Origin of the sequence: Paenibacillus cucumis (ex Kampfer et al. 2016) (genome assembly GCF_019748695.1) — a bacterium.
Taxonomy (GTDB): Bacteria; Bacillota; Bacilli; order Paenibacillales; family Paenibacillaceae; genus Paenibacillus; species Paenibacillus polysaccharolyticus.
Window position 1 is genome coordinate 55,580 of sequence record NZ_JACLIC010000051.1, and the last position, 16,947, is coordinate 72,526.

The following is a 16,947-nucleotide window of genomic DNA, read 5'->3' on the forward strand; positions in this document are numbered from 1 at the left end:
CTTAAGTTTCATGAGAATCCTGCTGGAAAACAGGCAGACGAACCTCAAACATCGTGTGCACCACATCACTTACAGCCGATATTATACCTTCATGCTGCTCCACGATATTACGTGCGATAAACAGTCCAAGCCCCGTACCTCCCTCTTGCACGGTCCGTGCCCGATCTCCGGTGTAATACATGTCGAAGATGTGCGGCAGATCATCGGGATGAATATGTCCCCCATAGTTCGTCACCTGAATGACAACTTGACCTCCATCGTGAAATCCTTTGATGTCCACGTACATCCCGTCCTTGCCATGTCTGGCAGCGTTAATTAGCAGATTTTCGAATACACGGGCGAGTAGCTCCCCATCTCCGGATACGGTAAGATCGTTATCGATATGTAAACGGGTGACCAGATTGTTTTTTTCAAAAACAGGATAAAGTTCCTCATTCATCTGCTTCAACAGCTCGCTTAGGTCCAGCCGCGTTTTACGTACAGGTAACATGCCGTAGTTCATTCGTGTAATCTCAAACAGATCATCTATTAGCTTCTCAAGCCGCTGGGACTTGGTAAACGCAATCGCGATGAAATGCCGCGCCTGTTCCTCAGTCAACTGCTCATCCTTCATCAGCAAATCCAGATAACCCAGTACAGAGGTCAGCGGTGTGCGCAGATCATGCGCAAGATTTACGATGAGCTGGTCTTTGCTGTTCTCGGCAAAATCCCCTCGTTTCACCGCTTCTCGCAGTTTCTGGCTCGCCATATTGACGCTTTCCGCAATCGTACCCAATTCGTCTTTGGCTACAATCTGTACCTGATGATCAAAATGCCCGTTAGCCAAGTGATTAATGCCCGCGGAAATCTCTTTGAAATACGTGACATAGCGTCTGGTAAACAAGTAGAAAAATAAAATCGCAAGCGGGATAAAGAGCAGCATAAAAACATATAAATCGCCAATACTTCTCATCATATTGCGATATTCCGCCAGCGGGTCTTCCCGCCTCACCCCTGCGTAGTACATCTGTAACAGCTTATACACGATAAATGTTACGACGCCAGAAGCCAACATACTCAGACCAAGCATCATAATCATCGTTGTGCGAAAACTTCTCCGTTTAGTCATTGAACGTGTACCCCACACCCCAGATGGTTTTGATGAACTTGTTCTTGTTCACATCTTCTCCGAGTTTCTTGCGCAGTGTTCGAATATGTACCATGACAGTATTACCGCTCTCGAAATAAGCCTCGCCCCATACCTTTTCAAAAATGATTTCTGTGCTGAATACCTGTTTGGGATTGCTGGCAAGTAACACTAAAATGTCAAATTCCTTCGGTGTTAACTCCAGCGGTTTACCGTAAAGAGTTACGCTATGTTGGTCGGGGACAATAACAAGTCCGCCCTTTTCCAAAACAGAACGCTGCGCCGTAGCTGTGGACTGACTGAACTGCAAAGCACGCCGTAGCTGAGAGTTGACGCGAGCCACAAGCTCCATCGGATTAAATGGCTTGGTCATATAATCATCGGCCCCCATCACGAGTCCTGTAATTTTATCCATGTCCGACGTTTTCGCACTCAGGAAAATGATTGGAAAATGATGCTGCTCCCGAATTTTGCGGGTCACCTCATACCCGTCCATACCCGGCATCATAATGTCCAGAACCGCCAGATCGATGGCGTGTGTCTGAACGGCCTGTAGTGCCGACTGTCCGTCAGAAGCCTTGACGGTATGATAGCCTTCTTTTTGTAAATGTAAAGCAACCAGATCCGCGATCTCTATTTCATCGTCCGCAATCAGAATCGTAATTCGCTTCATTGCTTATTTCACTCCTATATGGGATGCTGAGCATATAATACCTATGAATCTAACAGATAACTCCCAGATAAACAATTGAAAGCAATGTTATATAAGCAGAACAGATTTTACACAGTCCACTCCGATGACAGACTAACCCTCCGATCGCTGTTATCCCCAGATTTTTTTGATTCCCTTCTCTATAGGGAAAATCCGGTGATAAAGGCGACCGCTTTGCTTCTCCAGGTTTTTTCTGTCCTCTCCGTTCAAGTGTAAAAGAAATATTCCACTTATACAGACACTAATAAAAAAGGAAGATATATCTATGAAACTGGAGCGTTTGTTAGCCATTGTGGTACTGCTCATTAATCGCAGGCGATTACAGGCCAAAGACCTGGCAGACATGTTTGAAGTGTCTATTCGTACAATCTATCGAGACATCGACACATTAGGCCAAGCTGGAATTCCGGTGGTGACCTATCAGGGCGCAAGCGGTGGCATCGGGTTGGCAGAAGGTTACCGGCTGGATCGCAATCTGTTAACCGACAAGGATCTCGCTTCCATCGTCACGGCGCTGCGTAGCATCTCAACCACTCATACGAATACTGCGCGTGAGTTATTGGTAGAGAAGCTGAGCAGTATCGTGCCGGAAGCCAAAAATGAAGATTTTCAGGCCAGCACACACCGATTCATCGTGGATTATTCAACGTGGACACACCCTGAAGCACTGCAACAGAAATTAAAGGTCATCGATCAGGGAATCGATCAACTTCAATGCATTCATTTTGCCTATTGCAGCGCCGAAGGTGCAGAGACCTGTCGCACGGTTGATCCACACACCCTTGTGCTGAAAAGGCACGCGTGGTATCTGTACGCCTTTTGCCATGAACGGAATGAATTCCGTATGTTCAAGCTGGTTCGCATGAAAGAGGTTGTGCTTGCCGAACAACATTTTGAACGTCAATCCATCAATCTTCAGGACAGACCGTGGCAGCAGGAATGGAGCCGTCCGAACAATCACATTGGACTCACGCTGAAATTCCATGCCCGTGCCCGTCATCTCGCGGAAGAATGGTTTGGGATTGAGAATGTACTGCCTGACGGGAACGGGTATTATATCAGCCAGATCGCTTTCCCTGAGGATAACTGGCTATATGGATTTATTCTCGGTTTTGGCGCGGACGTGGAGGTGCTGGAACCTCTGCATATTCGGGACAATGTATGCCGGATGGCAGAGCAGATTGTGCAAAATTATAAAACCTCAGCTCAAACCTGACAGACAGCTGTCCAGTTCCTCCCCGTATACTTCAACTATGTTCAGGTTGAAGTTGTACATATAACCGAGGAGGAATGAATAATGAACGTTACCGTATGTCAAAGCTGTGGAATGCCACTCACAAGTACTGATCAATTTGGTACAGAAATGGATGGCAGCACCACCCGTGAATACTGCATTTATTGTTACAAGGATGGCAAGTTCGAACAACCAGGCATGACGCTAGAAGGCATGATCGAGATGTGCACCGCTATTCTCAAAGAAGAAGGCATGGACGAGGAATCAGGCCGCTCGATGCTACGCAACCAACTACCTTTTCTGAAACGCTGGCGTAATGAAGGAAATGTAGGAAACGGTCCGGACGGGACAGCGACTGTCGCTCATGCACCTATTCATGCTGGAGCACCATCATCTGACTTTGCTTCTGCGGTGAACGATACTCTGCTGACCAAGGAGCCTGTTCGCTATGTCACCCTTCCAGGCAAACGCTTAGCCGGATTGTCCGCACGTACAACCAACGCAATTGAGATGAGCGGCCAAGGCAGCATCGGTGCGTTGTGGGGCCGTTATTTTGCCTCCGAACACATTCCGGATACTGAGGCTGCACGCTATGGCTGTTACACGGATTACGCGGATGGCATTGCTGGAGAATATACCATTTTGATCGGACATGAAATCGGCGAGGAAGAACGACTACCTGAAGGTTTCGACGAGGTACAGTTACCGCCTGCTACCTATGCAGTGTTTACTTCGAGAACCGGACCCATGGTTGAGGTGGTCAGCGAAGTGTGGGGAGCGGTGTGGGCGTGGAGCCATCAGCAAGACCGTACATTTACCGGCGATTTTGAGTACTATGATGAACGCAGTTTAGACCCGGAACATACACAGGTGGATGTATATATTGCGGTAAACGAACGTAGGTAACGGAAGTAATACGAACGGATACCCCTCTTCAGAAAAGAATTTAAAGAGAGAATCAAATGAGGAAACCTGTAGCTGCCAAGTGGTCTTGGCAGCTTTTTTGACATTTTTCGATCAATATACCCCGACCATAGAACCAAGTTAGTTAGCATATACCATACCTAGTCACTTGGACATATGTCTTAGAGGCAAGCACCATTGACTTCCCTAAAATTAGGACCATTCACATAACAACCGATACCATGCTCCCATGCCTCGCCTTTTATATCAGGTTCTTTGTTCCTGAATTTCCCTAAAACCGTTTACATCTTCTGAATACCGGGTAAAATCACTACATCCGAGTCGGAATAACGATTGAATTTCCGCTTCTTCATGTAACAAGTCATATGTACCTATATGCGTACAAGGTGAATTCATTTTATTTTCACCAACAAAACGAATGTTGAATATACATTCAAACTAACGATGCATGTCCATCATGCATGTAAGGAGGAAACCAAGATGATCCGCATGCCTATTCAGCAAATGATCCCGTACCACCACCAATATCCGCGCAACACGGAGACCAATGTGCCCAAAAAGGAAAATGAGAACACTCAAGGCCTATCCTTCCATGAAATTTTACAGCAAAAAATGGCGAAAAAGAACGTATCCATGAACATGAGATAACGCTTTACATCTTTCCGGCTACTCCCTATACTACGTGTAAAAGGTGACATTTCAGGCGCGAAGTTTCTTAACCGATGGTTCACTCTAATTGTGTGATCTAGGCGCGTCTTGTAGCCACTCTACATAAAGGGGATTGCCTATGAGCACCATTGCCTGTTTCCACGCGCATCACTCCAATATCAGGTTGATTGAACAAGCCTTGACTTCCTATAATATCGAACTGGTTCACTATGTAGACCCCGGTCTTGATCGGCTCAAGCATGATGAGCATTTCAATAGTGCGCTTGTTCGGGAAAAAGTAAATCAGACATTGCAATGGATGAGCCGCTGTCACGCTGACGCCATTCTTGTAACATGCACCTTGTTCGCTGCCGTACTGGAACAAATACAACCGTTACCGATTAAGGTAACGGGTATTGACGATTCACTGCTCGCGATGATGGTAAAATATCCGAAGCGGTATTTGCTTGCGTTTACCAACCCTGCCACCGTAGAGCCGACGATGGCTCGATATCGTGACTATATGGATCGACACTTGGCAGGAAAGAACAAGCCTGAGCTTGAATCCGTGTTGCTCCCTGGTCTATTCGACATGATCATGCGAGGTGACCAGGAAGGCTACATCACCGCGTTAGAAGAAGCATTGCAGCAGCTTGCTCTTGAACGCAAGGATACTTGTCTTGTCGCTGCTCAGCTTTCCATGGCTCCTGCCGCTGAGCAGGCATCTTCCGATACAAGTATGACCATCTATACGCCGCTTTCATTATTAGGCGCGAATCTGGAGCGGGATATCGGTATCACGAAGAAAGTATAAGCATTTTCGCACTGTTTGCAGTTTCTAGTACGCGGTACCCTGCTTCATGACAAGGTTGGTCAGCCACAACTATGTAGACTTTTTATTTTGGAGGGAATGTAACCATGAAACATCTCACTGTAGAACCAGGTCAATCCATCGGGGGTATCCGTTTAGGCATGACACAAAATGAAGTTGAACAAACGGAAGCTTTCGGCTTTGATCCCAACGTGGAATATGATGCTCAAGGCAAAGTACATTTTATTGAATTTCATGAAAGTGATGAGTATAAGTGTATGCTGGGAGAACTTGATCTGCTTGGCACCGAGGCTGACATTTTGATACCGCAGTTGGACGCTATTGCGCCATATGACCGTGAAGATCCCGAGCTTGGTTGCAGTTTCCAGTTCGATCAGATCGGTTTGATCCTGTGGCGTCCGGTACCCATGACCCGAGAAGATATGAAGGAGCCGTGGTTCCTGGAGATGCCGCCTGAAAATCAACAGGATGAAATGAAACATCTCTGCTTCTCAACCGCAGCCGTCTATGCAAAAGGATATTACGAGTAACCTACAACTTAACATAAAAAAGTGACCCAAGCTCAGGCACTACAGTCCTGTCGGGTCACTTTTTTCAGTTGTGGAAGCTTACGACCTCGCCCGATACTCCTCAGCCTTCGCCTGCATCCCGGCGGCTACTGCTTCATCATCGTTCAGGCCGCGATCTGCGGCAAAGGCACGGATGTCCTGCGTGATGCGCATACTGCAGAACTTCGGTCCGCACATGGAACAGAAATGTGCTTCCTTCGCCCCTTCTGCGGGTAACGTCTCATCGTGGTAAGACAGTGCCCGTTCTGGGTCAAGTGACAGGTTAAACTGATCTCTCCAGCGGAACTCGAAGCGTGCCTTCGACAGTGCATCATCCCGGCGCTGAGCGCGTGGGTGGCCTTTGGCTAGGTCTGCGGCATGGGCAGCTATTTTATAAGCGATAACCCCTTCACGTACATCATCCTTGTTCGGAAGCCCCAGATGCTCCTTTGGAGTGACATAGCAGAGCATAGACGTACCAAACCAGCCAATCATCGCTGCCCCAATCGCAGACGTAATATGATCATATCCCGGTGCGATGTCTGTGGTCAGTGGCCCGAGCGTATAAAACGGCGCTTCCTGGCAGATCTCCATCTGCAAATCCACATTCTCCTTGATCTTGTGCATCGGCACATGCCCCGGCCCTTCAATCATCACCTGCACATCATGCTTCCATGCAATCTGCGTTAATTCCCCAAGTGTGGCGAGCTCCGCCATCTGTGCTTCATCATTGGCATCGTAGATGCTACCTGGACGCAGTCCGTCCCCGAGGGAGAAAGCAACGTCATACCTTTTCATAATCTCGCAGATTTCTTCAAAATGAGTGTACAAAAAGTTCTCCTGATGATGTGCCAGGCACCACGCCGCCATAATTGACCCGCCTCTAGACACTATTCCCGTCATCCGTTTCGCTGTCATCGGAATATATCGGAGCAACACACCCGCATGAATTGTAAAATAGTCCACGCCCTGCTCCGCCTGTTCAATCAGCGTATCCCGGTACAACTCCCAAGTGAGGGCCTCCGCCTCGCCATTTACCTTCTCCAGTGCCTGATAGAGCGGCACCGTACCAATCGGCACTGGGGAGTTACGGATGATCCATTCCCGTGTGGTATGAATGTCTTTGCCTGTGGAGAGATCCATTACCGTATCCGATCCCCAGCGAACAGCCCAGGTCATCTTCTCCACCTCCTCCTCGATAGAGGAAGATACAGCGGAATTACCTATGTTGGCGTTGATCTTCACGTGAAAATGACGCCCAATCAGCATCGGCTCACTCTCCGGGTGATTGATGTTGGATGGAAGAATAGCCCGGCCGCTCGCCAGCTCCTGCCGCACGAATTCAGGCTCTACGCCTTCACGAATAGCGGCGTACTCCATCTCGGGCGTAATCAAGCCCTGCCTTGCATAATGCATCTGTGTGACAGAGCGTCCAGCCTGAGCACGTAGCGGTTGACCGCGGAATCCCGGGTACTCCTCTGCCCCGGCTCTCCGTCCTCCCGCCTTCAATCCGTTATCCTCCGGCTTCACTGCGCGGCCCTCATATGCTTCAACGTCACCGCGCTCCATAATCCAGTGATTTCGGAGCGCAGGTAATCCCTTCCGAATATCCATCTGGAATTCGGGATCGGTCATCGGGCCGCTCGTATCGTAGACACGCAGCGGCTCATTATGCTCCACCCCTTGGGGAGTATTCGTATCATGAAGGGCAATTTCACGCTCCGGTACAGCAATGTCCGGTCGTGAGCCCTGAATGTAGACTTTGCGGCTGCCCGGGAAGGGTTGTACCCCTCCAGCCGCTCCGGTTTTCTTTTCCACCGGATGACCATCGCGCCCTGTTTCCTCTATTCCCATCTGTTGCCCTGTTTGGTTACCTGTATTCATGTCTCCTGTTTCCTCCTCTGTGATCTTCATTTGCCCATATCGTCCACCAATGTGACAGCTTTGACTTACCACACCTGTCTGGAAAAAGCAGAGCACAGAAGCACAGCAGGATTGACCCTGCATAAGCAGCTAGAATGATCCAAAAGACAACTTTTATGTACAATCAGCATGAGCACGAAACACGAGATCACTTCTCTTAGAAGTCCAGGCATATATGCCGCAATTATTGTGCTGTCACTTCCAAGGTGAAATACAACAACTGAATCTCTGCTTGCCGCTGTAAATAAAAAAAGCCGGTTCCGAAGGAACCGACTAATGTCCATCACCATACACGCAACAAGGGCCACCTGCTGCAATACAGCATGGATCCCGGGTTAACGTCTGTGGTGTCTGTGGTCATATGGCCGATTACTTCCCTACGCTGGTATGATCCAGATCAGGTGCAAAGGGTCCGGGATCTCATGCGATCCCGTCTCAGTCCGGACAATTCGGACTCCCCCAGTAACGTAAACGTATTGCGACAATCAAGCCGCTGTTCAACTTAAAATATGACATTCAACCGACCCCGCTGGGTCGTCCATTACAGAGTAGCGTAATCTGGGCTTAAATTCAACCTTAATATTCCAGAGAGGAAATTCCCTTCGAGCAAAACTTCATGCAAGAGCCTTCCCCTATGGCAACATAAGTCCCATTTGTACAGCTGCTTCTTTCAACACAGGCGCGTACTCATGTAATGTCTCTTGCGAGAGCCTGCTAACAGGTCCAGACACGGAAAGCGCTGCTGCAATGTTGCCTCTGCGATCCATAATTGGCACAGACACAGCGGCAGCTCCCGGCTCGCGTTCCTCATAGCTGGTTGCGTAGCCACTCACTCGAATGTCTTCCATTTGTGCCAGATAGACGGCCGGATCGATAAATACTGGCCATTCCGGGCCGTTCATCAGTTCCTCCCGATCCTCATCAGCGGCAAAAGCCATTAATACTTTGCTGGAGGCTCCTACGGAAAGCGGCAGTCTGACCCCTACAGGTGCAACCCGCCGAATCGCCTGATCACTCTGCACAGCCTGAATCCGAATCCGTTCACCGCCGTCACGAAGGTAGAGACTTACGGTTTCGCCCAAGCGATCACGCAGCCTCTCCATTGCAGGTAACAGCAAAATTGCAGGATCGTCACTACGTGACATATGCGCTGACAGCTCCCAGATCCGAATACCTAGCCGATACTTTTCGGTTGCCGCATCACGTATTACGAACCCCCGATCCTCCAGTGTAGCCATCAATCGATGTACCGTACTTTTGTGCAAACCGATCTGACTAGCAATTTCAGTGAGTCCAAGATCACTGCGCGTGGTAAAACATAATAATATATCCAGCGCCCGTTCTACAGCCCGGACGGTTAACTTGCGGTCTTCCATGGCATGATGCCCTCCTCATGTTTCATCACATGAAACTTGGTTACATAAATTATATGAGAAACGGTCTCATCTGTAAACCAAAAAGAACCGTTTTGAAGATGATCTGAAAACAAAAAAATGAACAAGGATATCCAATTGGCACATCGTAATCTCCTGTAATTTACACACTATGGAATTGTTACCTCTACATCTTAAGAACTATATAACAATTGCGTAACAAATACCTCCAATCAATTGACTTTGACTATATCGGGACATACGATAAAGATAGAAACGAATTTAGATAAAATATCAAAAGCGTGACTTTAGCATTAGGATGCCATTGTCATGAATACGTGCTAAAAAGTACCTATATGCTATTTTCATATCGTTATGATCTTGTCCTTGTCCATATTAATCCTCAACCGAAACTCAAAGGAGGGGCGTGCATGTATCCGACATCCCAGAGCGAAGCCCCGCTGCATACCAAAGTGTCCGATCTGCCCTCTTCGTTGTCACCGAGGCTGATTCGGTTCAAACATATTGTCGTAGCGTTGCTGCTCTCCGTTGTATTTTTTCTGTTGTTTTGTTTTATTGCCTTACACGGTTATATTGCTTGGGTGCTCTCCAACCCTACGGTCGCACCGGTGTTTTCGAACCCGATGCAGGCCAAAAACATGAAATATGAGGACATTACATTCCCTGCGGCCGACGGTAGCAGAACCATGCAAGGCTGGTATATCCCTGCGAATACCGATACGGGCAAAACCATCATCTTCAGCCACGGTTATGGAGCCAATCGGGAGGAAACCTGGGTGCCTATGTATGACCTCGCCCATTACGCGCACCAGCTCGGGTTTAATGTGGTGATGTTCGATTACGGCTTTGCCTCTCAGGTCAACCGAGCGGTAGCAACAGGTGGTAAAGCTGAGTCTCAGCAATTGCTGGGAGCTATTCAGTTTGCTAAACAGCGCGGAGCACAGGAGCTGGTCGTCTGGGGATTTTCCATGGGAGCAGGCACGGCTCTGCAAACCGGACTGCTAACCAAAGAAGTGGATGCCATGATTCTGGACAGTACATTCCTGCTGGAGCCGGATACGCTGTACCACAACATTCATAATCAGATCAATCTGCCGCGTCAGCCTACGCTCGAGATTATGAAGTTGCTCTTCCCGATCTTGAACGGTACCGGCTTGCAGCAAATCCCGTATCAGGAAGTGAAGAAAAAGGACTATCCGTTCCCAATCTTCTTTATTCATGGTACAGAAGATGAGAAGGCCCCTTATCCGATTGCCGAACAACTTGCCGCTAATCAGACGAATCCTTATTCAGAAGAATGGATTGTACAAGGCGCGCATCATGAACTGATCTTCCGGGAGCATCCGAAGGAATATCTACGCCGTGTGTCGATTTTCCTTAGTCATGTGACGAAAACAAGCAGTGAGGATGTGCAACAAAACCGGCAGGAATAAGCTAATTTCGTCCGTAGTCCTGTTATGTTATCTTGTTAGCTGGCAGAAATCTGCAGGTAACGAGCGATTAGGAATATGCTTTTCACCAATCCAAATGATATACAGCATTTCGATGTGTTTAGAGCCCTCCGGGGCTCTTTTTTTATACACATAGGACAATGCGTCCCAAGAATACACTGTTGAGACAGAGCAAAGGTAATTGGACGAAGAGCGGATTCGAAAAATAATCTGAAAGATTGGAGGTATAACGCATATGAACTGCGATGGATACGGTCATCTGCTTCCTCTACGGACGCTGGAAGAAATCCGTTTCTGGAAAGAGCAAGAGAAAGAACATACGCTCATCATTCGCACACTGGTTCCTGACCTTGAGCCCTCCTACGTTAAACTTCTGGAAGAATGGGAAGCAGCCTTTGCGAACAGTGAGCGAGTGGCGAATCAGTTGATAAAACAGCTGTTGCCTGCAACCCAGCCGCCTGCCCCCTATATCATGCGAAGTATCGATCAACTCGTCCAGACAGCAAAACATCAGTCCAAAGAGTTTATCAAGCAGCTTTATATTATGCTGGAGCGCAGTGCAGCGGTGCGTGCGGTCCCACTTGCTCAAACCTTCATCTTGCATATCATCCGCGAATCAGAATATTTCCTGGGGGTATTAGAAACCCTGAGCCAGCCCGGCATTTTGCGTGAAACAGAACCACCCTCATCGATGTTGCTAGAGAATGCACTACACAACATTAAATCCAAAGTTGCCCAAGACACGCGTCTAGAAGCAACGGAATTACAAGCATCTTTAGCCGGGCAAACCAATACCAATACCAGTATATCCCCTTCGGCTTCCGCGCAGGTGCAATCGTCGTCACTCCAACCATCAACGGCTGGGACGGCTCCTGCCGAAACGCTGCCTGCATCTGCCCCGGTAAGAGAAAAGCCGGTTCCTATTGGCGGACACACGTTACCTCCCCTCCCTTACGCGTATAATGCGCTGGAACCGCACATTGACGAGCTGACAATGCGCATTCATCATGACAAGCACCATCAGTCCTATGTGGACGGTTTGAACGTTGCGGAGAAGAAACTCGCCGAATCCCGGAAAAAGAATAATTTTGAGCTCATCAAACATTGGGAGCGTGAGCTAGCTTTTAATGGAGCAGGACATTATCTGCATACCATCTTCTGGACCATTATGAACCCAGCAGGCGGCGGCAAGCCTACCGGAATGCTTGCAGAGCAGATCAAACGTGATTTTGGCAGCTATGAAGCATTCAAAAATCAATTTACCGAGGCAGCTAACAAGGTGGAAGGTAGCGGGTGGGCAATGCTGGTCTGGAGTCCGCGAGCACATCGTTTGGAAATTTTGCAGGCTGAAAAACATCAAAATCTGTCCCAATCGGATATCGTTCCACTCCTGCCACTAGATGTATGGGAACATGCCTACTATCTCAAGCATCAAAACGAACGCAAAAAGTACATCGAAGACTGGTGGAATGTCGTCTACTGGCCCGCTGTCGCTGAACGGTACGAAACCGCGCGCAAGCTCCTATGGCCACCTTACTAAGGTAATCTGGTTCCAGCAAACATAAAAAGAGATATCTCCAGTCAAAGACTGAAAGATATCTCTTTGAAACGTGCTGGTCGTCAATCCTTTATGGATGCGGCCTGAATCGCTTGGTAAGCCCAATGGGTATCAGGTACGTCCGACCAGGATTTTAGCGCTGTTGCTGCAGGTTGAAGACCAATCAATTTATTAATCATAGTCACTGCTTCAGCACGCGATACCAGTTTCTCAGGACGGAAGGTACCATCCGTATATCCTGTAAGAACTCCTGCAGCATCAAGCCGAGCGATCGCTTCCTGTGCCCAGTGTTGCTTCACATCCGTGAATGCAGTTGTTGCTTCGGATGTCACTGCTTGTTCAGCTTTCAGCAAATGTTGTAATACGCTCGCCATCTCTGCTCGTGTAATTCCTTGCCCCGGTTTGAAGCTACCGTCTGCGTAACCTGTGAAGTAACTAGCTTGAGTAGCAGCAGAGATACTGTCATAAGCCCAGTGGCCAGCTCTAACATCAGTAAATGATGCTTTACTATCAGACTCCACAGTACCTGTTACACGCGTAATGAGTGCCGCCATCTCTGCTCGTGTTACGAACCACTCCGGTTGGAAACGACCATCTGCATAGCCGCGAATATAAGGTTTGGCTGTTGCCGTGTCATCAGCCCAGTCTTTGACCCGTACCACGGAAAAGGTACTGAACTGATCCACATTGATCTCGATGCCTTGCTGGTTATTATCTTTATTCAATGTCACTACTTTACCGTGTACCAGCTCTTTTGTTCCATTGCTGTGTTCGATATACACGCCAAGATCCGCTGGTTTCACACCTGCAAGCTGTTTGCTGTCTACTGGCAGGACAAGCGTTACAGGACGGCTTTGCAGATTCGTTTCAATCGTCATCGGACGTCCCAACACCTGAATGTCTTTGGTGCCGGCGAATTGAGTAATCGTCTCGTTAGCCAGCAATCGTTGTTCGATAGCCAGACGTGTCTCCTGTTTCTTTACAGGCACGAGACGGAAATATACATCATCTGTTCTGTCTTTCATAGATGTGGCTGGAATAGTTACTTTCACGTTTGGATTGGAAATAACCAACTCGATTCCTTGTTCAGTGAACAACTTAGTCGATTCCCGCGCTAGTTTCACGTCCCACTGAGAGACTTCATCTTTCGCATCTGGAATCAAAACAACAGCTGTACGTGAGCCGGTTTTCTTTAACTGATCAATAACCGACTGTGCTTTACCTGGATTTAATCCAAGCTCGTCTTTTATCGTACCATCTGTTCCACGAGTCCGGCTGATTTCCAAGGAATCAATGGTGGAGGCCAGCTCGCCATTTGCCACATCCACTTTAATAATCTCCTTCTGTGGAGTCGATGAAACCGGTGATGAAGGCGAAGAGCTAGATGGTGATGGAGAAGGTGTCACAACAACTTCTCCCCCACTATTGCCAGGAGATTGCGGTGTTACCGATGCGGATACTTTAAACTTTGACATTCCCGCGTTGCTTGAAGATCGAACAGCAAATACATAAGGCAGACCGCTCGTTAGATTTGAAACGGTATACTGCAATTTATCCATCGGCCCAGCTACTTTAGTCCAATTCTCAGGATCTTGTGGCGCAGTACTGCCCTGATACATATATACGACATAACCGTCTACCTCAGGTACACTATTCCAGTTTAACTGAACTTGTCCATTAATAGCCTGCGGAGTTAGTGCCGCAGGTGCAGCAGGTAAACCAGGTGTGATCACGTTAGAAACGACATAATCGGACTGGGTATGATCATCGTTGAATGTAGATTTAACTGCAAAAACATAAGGCAATCCGTTCGTCAAACCATGGATGACCTTTTCACCGTCTAACATACTTGTGATATCAATCCAGCTATCAGGATCAATTGGCTCTTTGGAACCTTGATACATATAAACAGCATCCGTAACGGAAGAGTCTGAACTCCAGCTAATCTTCGCTTGAGCATCACCAGCAACAGCCTTCACTTGGGAAGGAGTAACCGGTGAGCCTGCGCTAGTCTGATAAAGTTCACTCCCTAGGTCAACCAATTCATTGTTTGGCCCATCTGCTGTAAAATATATAAAGTGATCTGTAGAGGGTTGAAGGTGATTGAAATAGAGGTCTCTTTCCTCACCTGCCTGTAAATCAACATAGGTACCATTACTTAGGGCATTTTCCTTTATCGATGACAAATCTGGATTCGTATTTGCCCAATCCACCACCCTGTTATCATAATATAAACGTGCACTTTCCGTTAACTTCACTTTTAAGTTGAATGTTGTTGCAGTGAGTTTTCCATGAAGGGGATAATCTGGATCACCACCGACAAAATCTATTCCGACTGAAGCATGTGCTTTTCCTGAGAAATAAACGTTATTCGCCATACCAAGTGTTAACACAACCATCAAAAAGAATTTCATTGGACGAGACATCCATGATAACTTGTTTTGCACTGACTTTCTCATCGTATAAACCTTCCCTTCCTTGCAGGCTTTTTGGATGAGTATAACAATGTATTCTGAACATTTTCTGAACAAAATACGACATATTTCACGATTTATCGATGTTATCTGACTCAAAAAATGAAATCCACGTAAAAAAAAGCGAATCTCTCATTAGAGATTCGCCTCAATATCGACTTCATATTACAATCCATACATAACATACCTATGTTAAGAAGCACAGCCCTCGCACGCTACATAGTTGTCGCCAACCTGTTTGCTGATGGCGATCAGATCGCCCAGTTTGATATCGGACTCTTCTGTGAACTCCAGATCGGCAATACGTGCCACAATCAGGGCAGCCGCCTCTTCTTTACTTGTTGCCATTTGGCTGAATTCTGATTTTTCACCTGTTGAAATGACTTCATACAGGTATGTATATCGCAATGTTTCCACTCTAAATCCTCTCCTTCCGAAATCACATCATACCATCTCTCTTCACCAATTCCAAGCCTATTGATAAAGAACTCAGTCGTAGCGCTGTTTCATCTGTTCTGCCGTCCGCAACACATCATCCGCATCAACAGAAAGCACCCGTTCTGTCGCTGCATGAGGATACCTGTTGCGCAATGTGCGTACCAGCGAAGCCGTATACGCAGCCGTGGAAGGCACCCCTGCCAGCTCCTGCAGACTTGCCATAGTTCCATGCTTTACCTCAGGATATCCTTCGGCTATCCCTCCTGAGGCCGCTTCATAGAATTTACGCACCTCCGCAGCAAGCCGATCCCCCTGACCTTCCACAATGATAAATGCCGTGATGATGTACGCTTTGGCCTGACGCCGCTGAGCAATACCGCAAAATTTCAATCCACCCACGCTGACATCATAATCCCCAGGACAGAACGCCCCCTGCACTTCTCCTGTCTGCGCCTGAGTTGACCAAGGAGTTAACGACTCGGCAATGATCGAAGCCATCTCGCGAAAATCATCATGAATATTAATTGCGTGCCCTGGATTGGGCAAGATCAGCGACACGTTCACAACACCCGGATTCAACGGAACTGCGGCCCCACCAGAAGGCCGTACACATACGGCTGTCCCCTGACCTTTGATAACATCCATCGCTTCGACTGCCCGCGGCAGCCTTCGGTCGCGTAAGCCGGCCACAAAAGCATCTGGGTGTCGCCATATATGAGCAACAGGCAGATGGCCTGCTCCCACACGTCTGCACATCACTTCTTCCCATGCAAAAGCATCAAGTACACTGCTGCCAAGGCGCATAAGCGGTGTCTCCCAAATTTGCAAACGCAGCGATGAATGCTGCTCAGCGGATATTCTTTGTACAGTCAACTCGCTCTTCTCTGACTCAGGCAATTGGTTGAATTGGGAAGGTATATTCATCGTCCATAACCTCCGACTATCGAATTCATATGTAGTTTCAGTCCCTCCGACAAATACGAAAAAAAATGCCCTATATAAATAAGCCGGTTCCCCAAAGGAACTCGGCTTATTTATAATTACTCTTTGACCAGAGACAGAAACTCCGCACGCTGTGCAGGGTTATCACGGAAAGATCCACGTACAGCAGACGTTACCGTCTTACTTCCCGGTTTCTTCACGCCGCGGGAGCACATGCACAAGTGCTCACCTTCTACGACAACCATCACACCATGCGGTGCAACTGCTTCGGTCAAGATGTCCGCAATCTGCGATGTAATACGTTCCTGTACTTGAAGACGGCGTGTTACCGCTTCAACCAGGCGTGCCATTTTGCTTAGACCCACAATTTTCCCGCTTGGTATATAGCCAATATGGACTTTACCAAAGAACGGTGCCATATGGTGCTCGCACTGGCTGTAGTACACGATATCTTTCACGATGACCAGCTCTTCGTGATTCTCGTCAAAGGTGACACCCAGCACGTCACGGGGATCCACTTCATATCCACCAAAAATCTCTTCGTACATCCGGGTTACACGCGCAGGCGTTTCCAGAAGCCCTTCACGTGTGCTATCTTCTCCAATCAATTTGAGAATTTGTTCGACATGATACTCGATCTTCTCCCGATTGTCGGATACTTTGGAATTCAAATAATCTTTCACGCCAGCCACTGCCAAGCGCCTCCTTTCGAACCACATCCTGCAAGCGATTTAATCACCCAC

The 16,947-nt window shown here is 47.8% G+C and carries 15 protein-coding genes and 1 riboswitch; of the genes, 7 read left to right on the forward strand and 8 right to left on the reverse strand.

Features of this window, described 5'->3' with window-relative positions; all coding sequences use genetic code 11:
* Position 1 precedes the first annotated feature (1 nt).
* Together H7T88_RS26960 and H7T88_RS26965 are read right to left on the reverse strand one after the other, a co-directional pair.
* A complete protein-coding gene (locus H7T88_RS26960) occupies positions 2-1,108 on the reverse strand; it encodes a HAMP domain-containing sensor histidine kinase (protein WP_221791434.1) in 1,107 nt (368 codons plus the stop codon).
* Positions 1,101-1,799, reverse strand: a complete 699-nt coding sequence (locus H7T88_RS26965) for a response regulator transcription factor (protein WP_090924565.1) — start codon at positions 1,797-1,799, stop codon at positions 1,101-1,103. Before H7T88_RS26965 ends, H7T88_RS26960 begins: the two co-directional genes overlap by 8 nt.
* Before the next feature lie 304 nt (positions 1,800-2,103).
* On the opposite strand from H7T88_RS26965, the gene H7T88_RS26970 reads away from it, so the two are divergent.
* From H7T88_RS26970 to H7T88_RS26990, 5 genes are all read left to right on the forward strand, one after another.
* Positions 2,104-3,054, forward strand: coding sequence for a helix-turn-helix transcriptional regulator (locus tag H7T88_RS26970; protein ID WP_090924566.1), 951 nt, complete (start codon positions 2,104-2,106; stop codon positions 3,052-3,054).
* 81 nt (positions 3,055-3,135) lie between these two features.
* Positions 3,136-3,978 (forward strand): zinc ribbon domain-containing protein, encoded by an 843-nt coding sequence (locus H7T88_RS26975; protein WP_221791437.1) that lies wholly within the window; start codon positions 3,136-3,138, stop codon positions 3,976-3,978.
* A gap of 498 nt (positions 3,979-4,476) precedes the next feature.
* Positions 4,477-4,644 (forward strand): hypothetical protein, encoded by a 168-nt coding sequence (locus H7T88_RS26980; RefSeq protein ID WP_186809853.1) that lies wholly within the window; start codon positions 4,477-4,479, stop codon positions 4,642-4,644.
* 139 nt (positions 4,645-4,783) lie between these two features.
* Entirely contained in the window at positions 4,784-5,458 is a 675-nt protein-coding gene (locus tag H7T88_RS26985) for an aspartate/glutamate racemase family protein (RefSeq protein ID WP_221791439.1), read from the forward strand.
* Positions 5,459-5,562: 104 nt separating this feature from the next.
* Complete coding sequence (locus tag H7T88_RS26990; protein ID WP_221791441.1) at positions 5,563-6,006, forward strand: hypothetical protein; 444 nt, start codon at positions 5,563-5,565, stop codon at positions 6,004-6,006.
* A gap of 78 nt (positions 6,007-6,084) precedes the next feature.
* On the opposite strand, the gene thiC is transcribed toward H7T88_RS26990, so the two are convergent.
* A complete protein-coding gene (gene thiC, locus H7T88_RS26995) occupies positions 6,085-7,878 on the reverse strand; it encodes a phosphomethylpyrimidine synthase ThiC (protein ID WP_423246161.1) in 1,794 nt (597 codons plus the stop codon).
* Between the two features lie 426 nt (positions 7,879-8,304).
* Positions 8,305-8,418: riboswitch (TPP riboswitch) on the reverse strand.
* 161 nt (positions 8,419-8,579) lie between these two features.
* The gene (locus tag H7T88_RS27000; RefSeq protein WP_090924571.1) at positions 8,580-9,323 is read right to left on the reverse strand and encodes an IclR family transcriptional regulator; all 744 of its coding nucleotides are present in this window, start codon (positions 9,321-9,323) and stop codon (positions 8,580-8,582) included.
* A gap of 428 nt (positions 9,324-9,751) precedes the next feature.
* On the opposite strand from H7T88_RS27000, the gene H7T88_RS27005 reads away from it, so the two are divergent.
* Positions 9,752-10,774, forward strand: a complete 1,023-nt coding sequence (locus H7T88_RS27005) for an alpha/beta hydrolase (RefSeq protein ID WP_221791442.1) — start codon at positions 9,752-9,754, stop codon at positions 10,772-10,774.
* A 253-nt stretch (positions 10,775-11,027) separates the two neighbouring features.
* Positions 11,028-12,332: a Fe-Mn family superoxide dismutase gene (locus H7T88_RS27010; RefSeq protein WP_221791445.1), complete on the forward strand. Its 1,305-nt coding sequence runs from the start codon at positions 11,028-11,030 to the stop codon at positions 12,330-12,332.
* Positions 12,333-12,412: 80 nt separating this feature from the next.
* Here H7T88_RS27010 and H7T88_RS27015 read toward each other — a convergent pair whose 3' ends face one another.
* The 4 genes from H7T88_RS27015 to folE form a co-directional block, all read right to left on the reverse strand.
* Positions 12,413-14,809, reverse strand: coding sequence for an S-layer homology domain-containing protein (locus tag H7T88_RS27015; RefSeq protein ID WP_221791446.1), 2,397 nt, complete (start codon positions 14,807-14,809; stop codon positions 12,413-12,415).
* A gap of 207 nt (positions 14,810-15,016) precedes the next feature.
* The gene (locus H7T88_RS27020; RefSeq protein ID WP_090924575.1) at positions 15,017-15,241 is read right to left on the reverse strand and encodes a hypothetical protein; all 225 of its coding nucleotides are present in this window, start codon (positions 15,239-15,241) and stop codon (positions 15,017-15,019) included.
* 72 nt (positions 15,242-15,313) lie between these two features.
* Positions 15,314-16,066: a lipoate--protein ligase family protein gene (locus tag H7T88_RS27025; protein WP_418792772.1), complete on the reverse strand. Its 753-nt coding sequence runs from the start codon at positions 16,064-16,066 to the stop codon at positions 15,314-15,316.
* A gap of 236 nt (positions 16,067-16,302) precedes the next feature.
* Positions 16,303-16,896, reverse strand: coding sequence for a GTP cyclohydrolase I FolE (gene folE, locus H7T88_RS27030; RefSeq protein WP_090924577.1), 594 nt, complete (start codon positions 16,894-16,896; stop codon positions 16,303-16,305).
* Positions 16,897-16,947: the final 51 nt, after the last annotated feature.

What these genes read in the sequence shown, in the direction of transcription:
- H7T88_RS26960 (WP_221791434.1), bottom strand. Translation starts at nt 1,108, where the DNA reads ATGACTAAACGGAGAAGTTTTCGCACAACGATGATTATGATGCTTGGT.
- H7T88_RS26965 (WP_090924565.1), bottom strand. Translation starts at nt 1,799, where the DNA reads ATGAAGCGAATTACGATTCTGATTGCGGACGATGAAATAGAGATCGCG.
- H7T88_RS26970 (WP_090924566.1), top strand. Translation starts at nt 2,104, where the DNA reads ATGAAACTGGAGCGTTTGTTAGCCATTGTGGTACTGCTCATTAATCGC.
- H7T88_RS26975 (WP_221791437.1), top strand. Translation starts at nt 3,136, where the DNA reads ATGAACGTTACCGTATGTCAAAGCTGTGGAATGCCACTCACAAGTACT.
- H7T88_RS26980 (WP_186809853.1), top strand. Translation starts at nt 4,477, where the DNA reads ATGATCCGCATGCCTATTCAGCAAATGATCCCGTACCACCACCAATAT.
- H7T88_RS26985 (WP_221791439.1), top strand. Translation starts at nt 4,784, where the DNA reads ATGAGCACCATTGCCTGTTTCCACGCGCATCACTCCAATATCAGGTTG.
- H7T88_RS26990 (WP_221791441.1), top strand. Translation starts at nt 5,563, where the DNA reads ATGAAACATCTCACTGTAGAACCAGGTCAATCCATCGGGGGTATCCGT.
- thiC (WP_423246161.1), bottom strand. Translation starts at nt 7,878, where the DNA reads ATGGGAATAGAGGAAACAGGGCGCGATGGTCATCCGGTGGAAAAGAAA.
- H7T88_RS27000 (WP_090924571.1), bottom strand. Translation starts at nt 9,323, where the DNA reads ATGGAAGACCGCAAGTTAACCGTCCGGGCTGTAGAACGGGCGCTGGAT.
- H7T88_RS27005 (WP_221791442.1), top strand. Translation starts at nt 9,752, where the DNA reads ATGTATCCGACATCCCAGAGCGAAGCCCCGCTGCATACCAAAGTGTCC.
- H7T88_RS27010 (WP_221791445.1), top strand. Translation starts at nt 11,028, where the DNA reads ATGAACTGCGATGGATACGGTCATCTGCTTCCTCTACGGACGCTGGAA.
- H7T88_RS27015 (WP_221791446.1), bottom strand. Translation starts at nt 14,809, where the DNA reads ATGAGAAAGTCAGTGCAAAACAAGTTATCATGGATGTCTCGTCCAATG.
- H7T88_RS27025 (WP_418792772.1), bottom strand. Translation starts at nt 16,066, where the DNA reads ATGCGCCTTGGCAGCAGTGTACTTGATGCTTTTGCATGGGAAGAAGTG.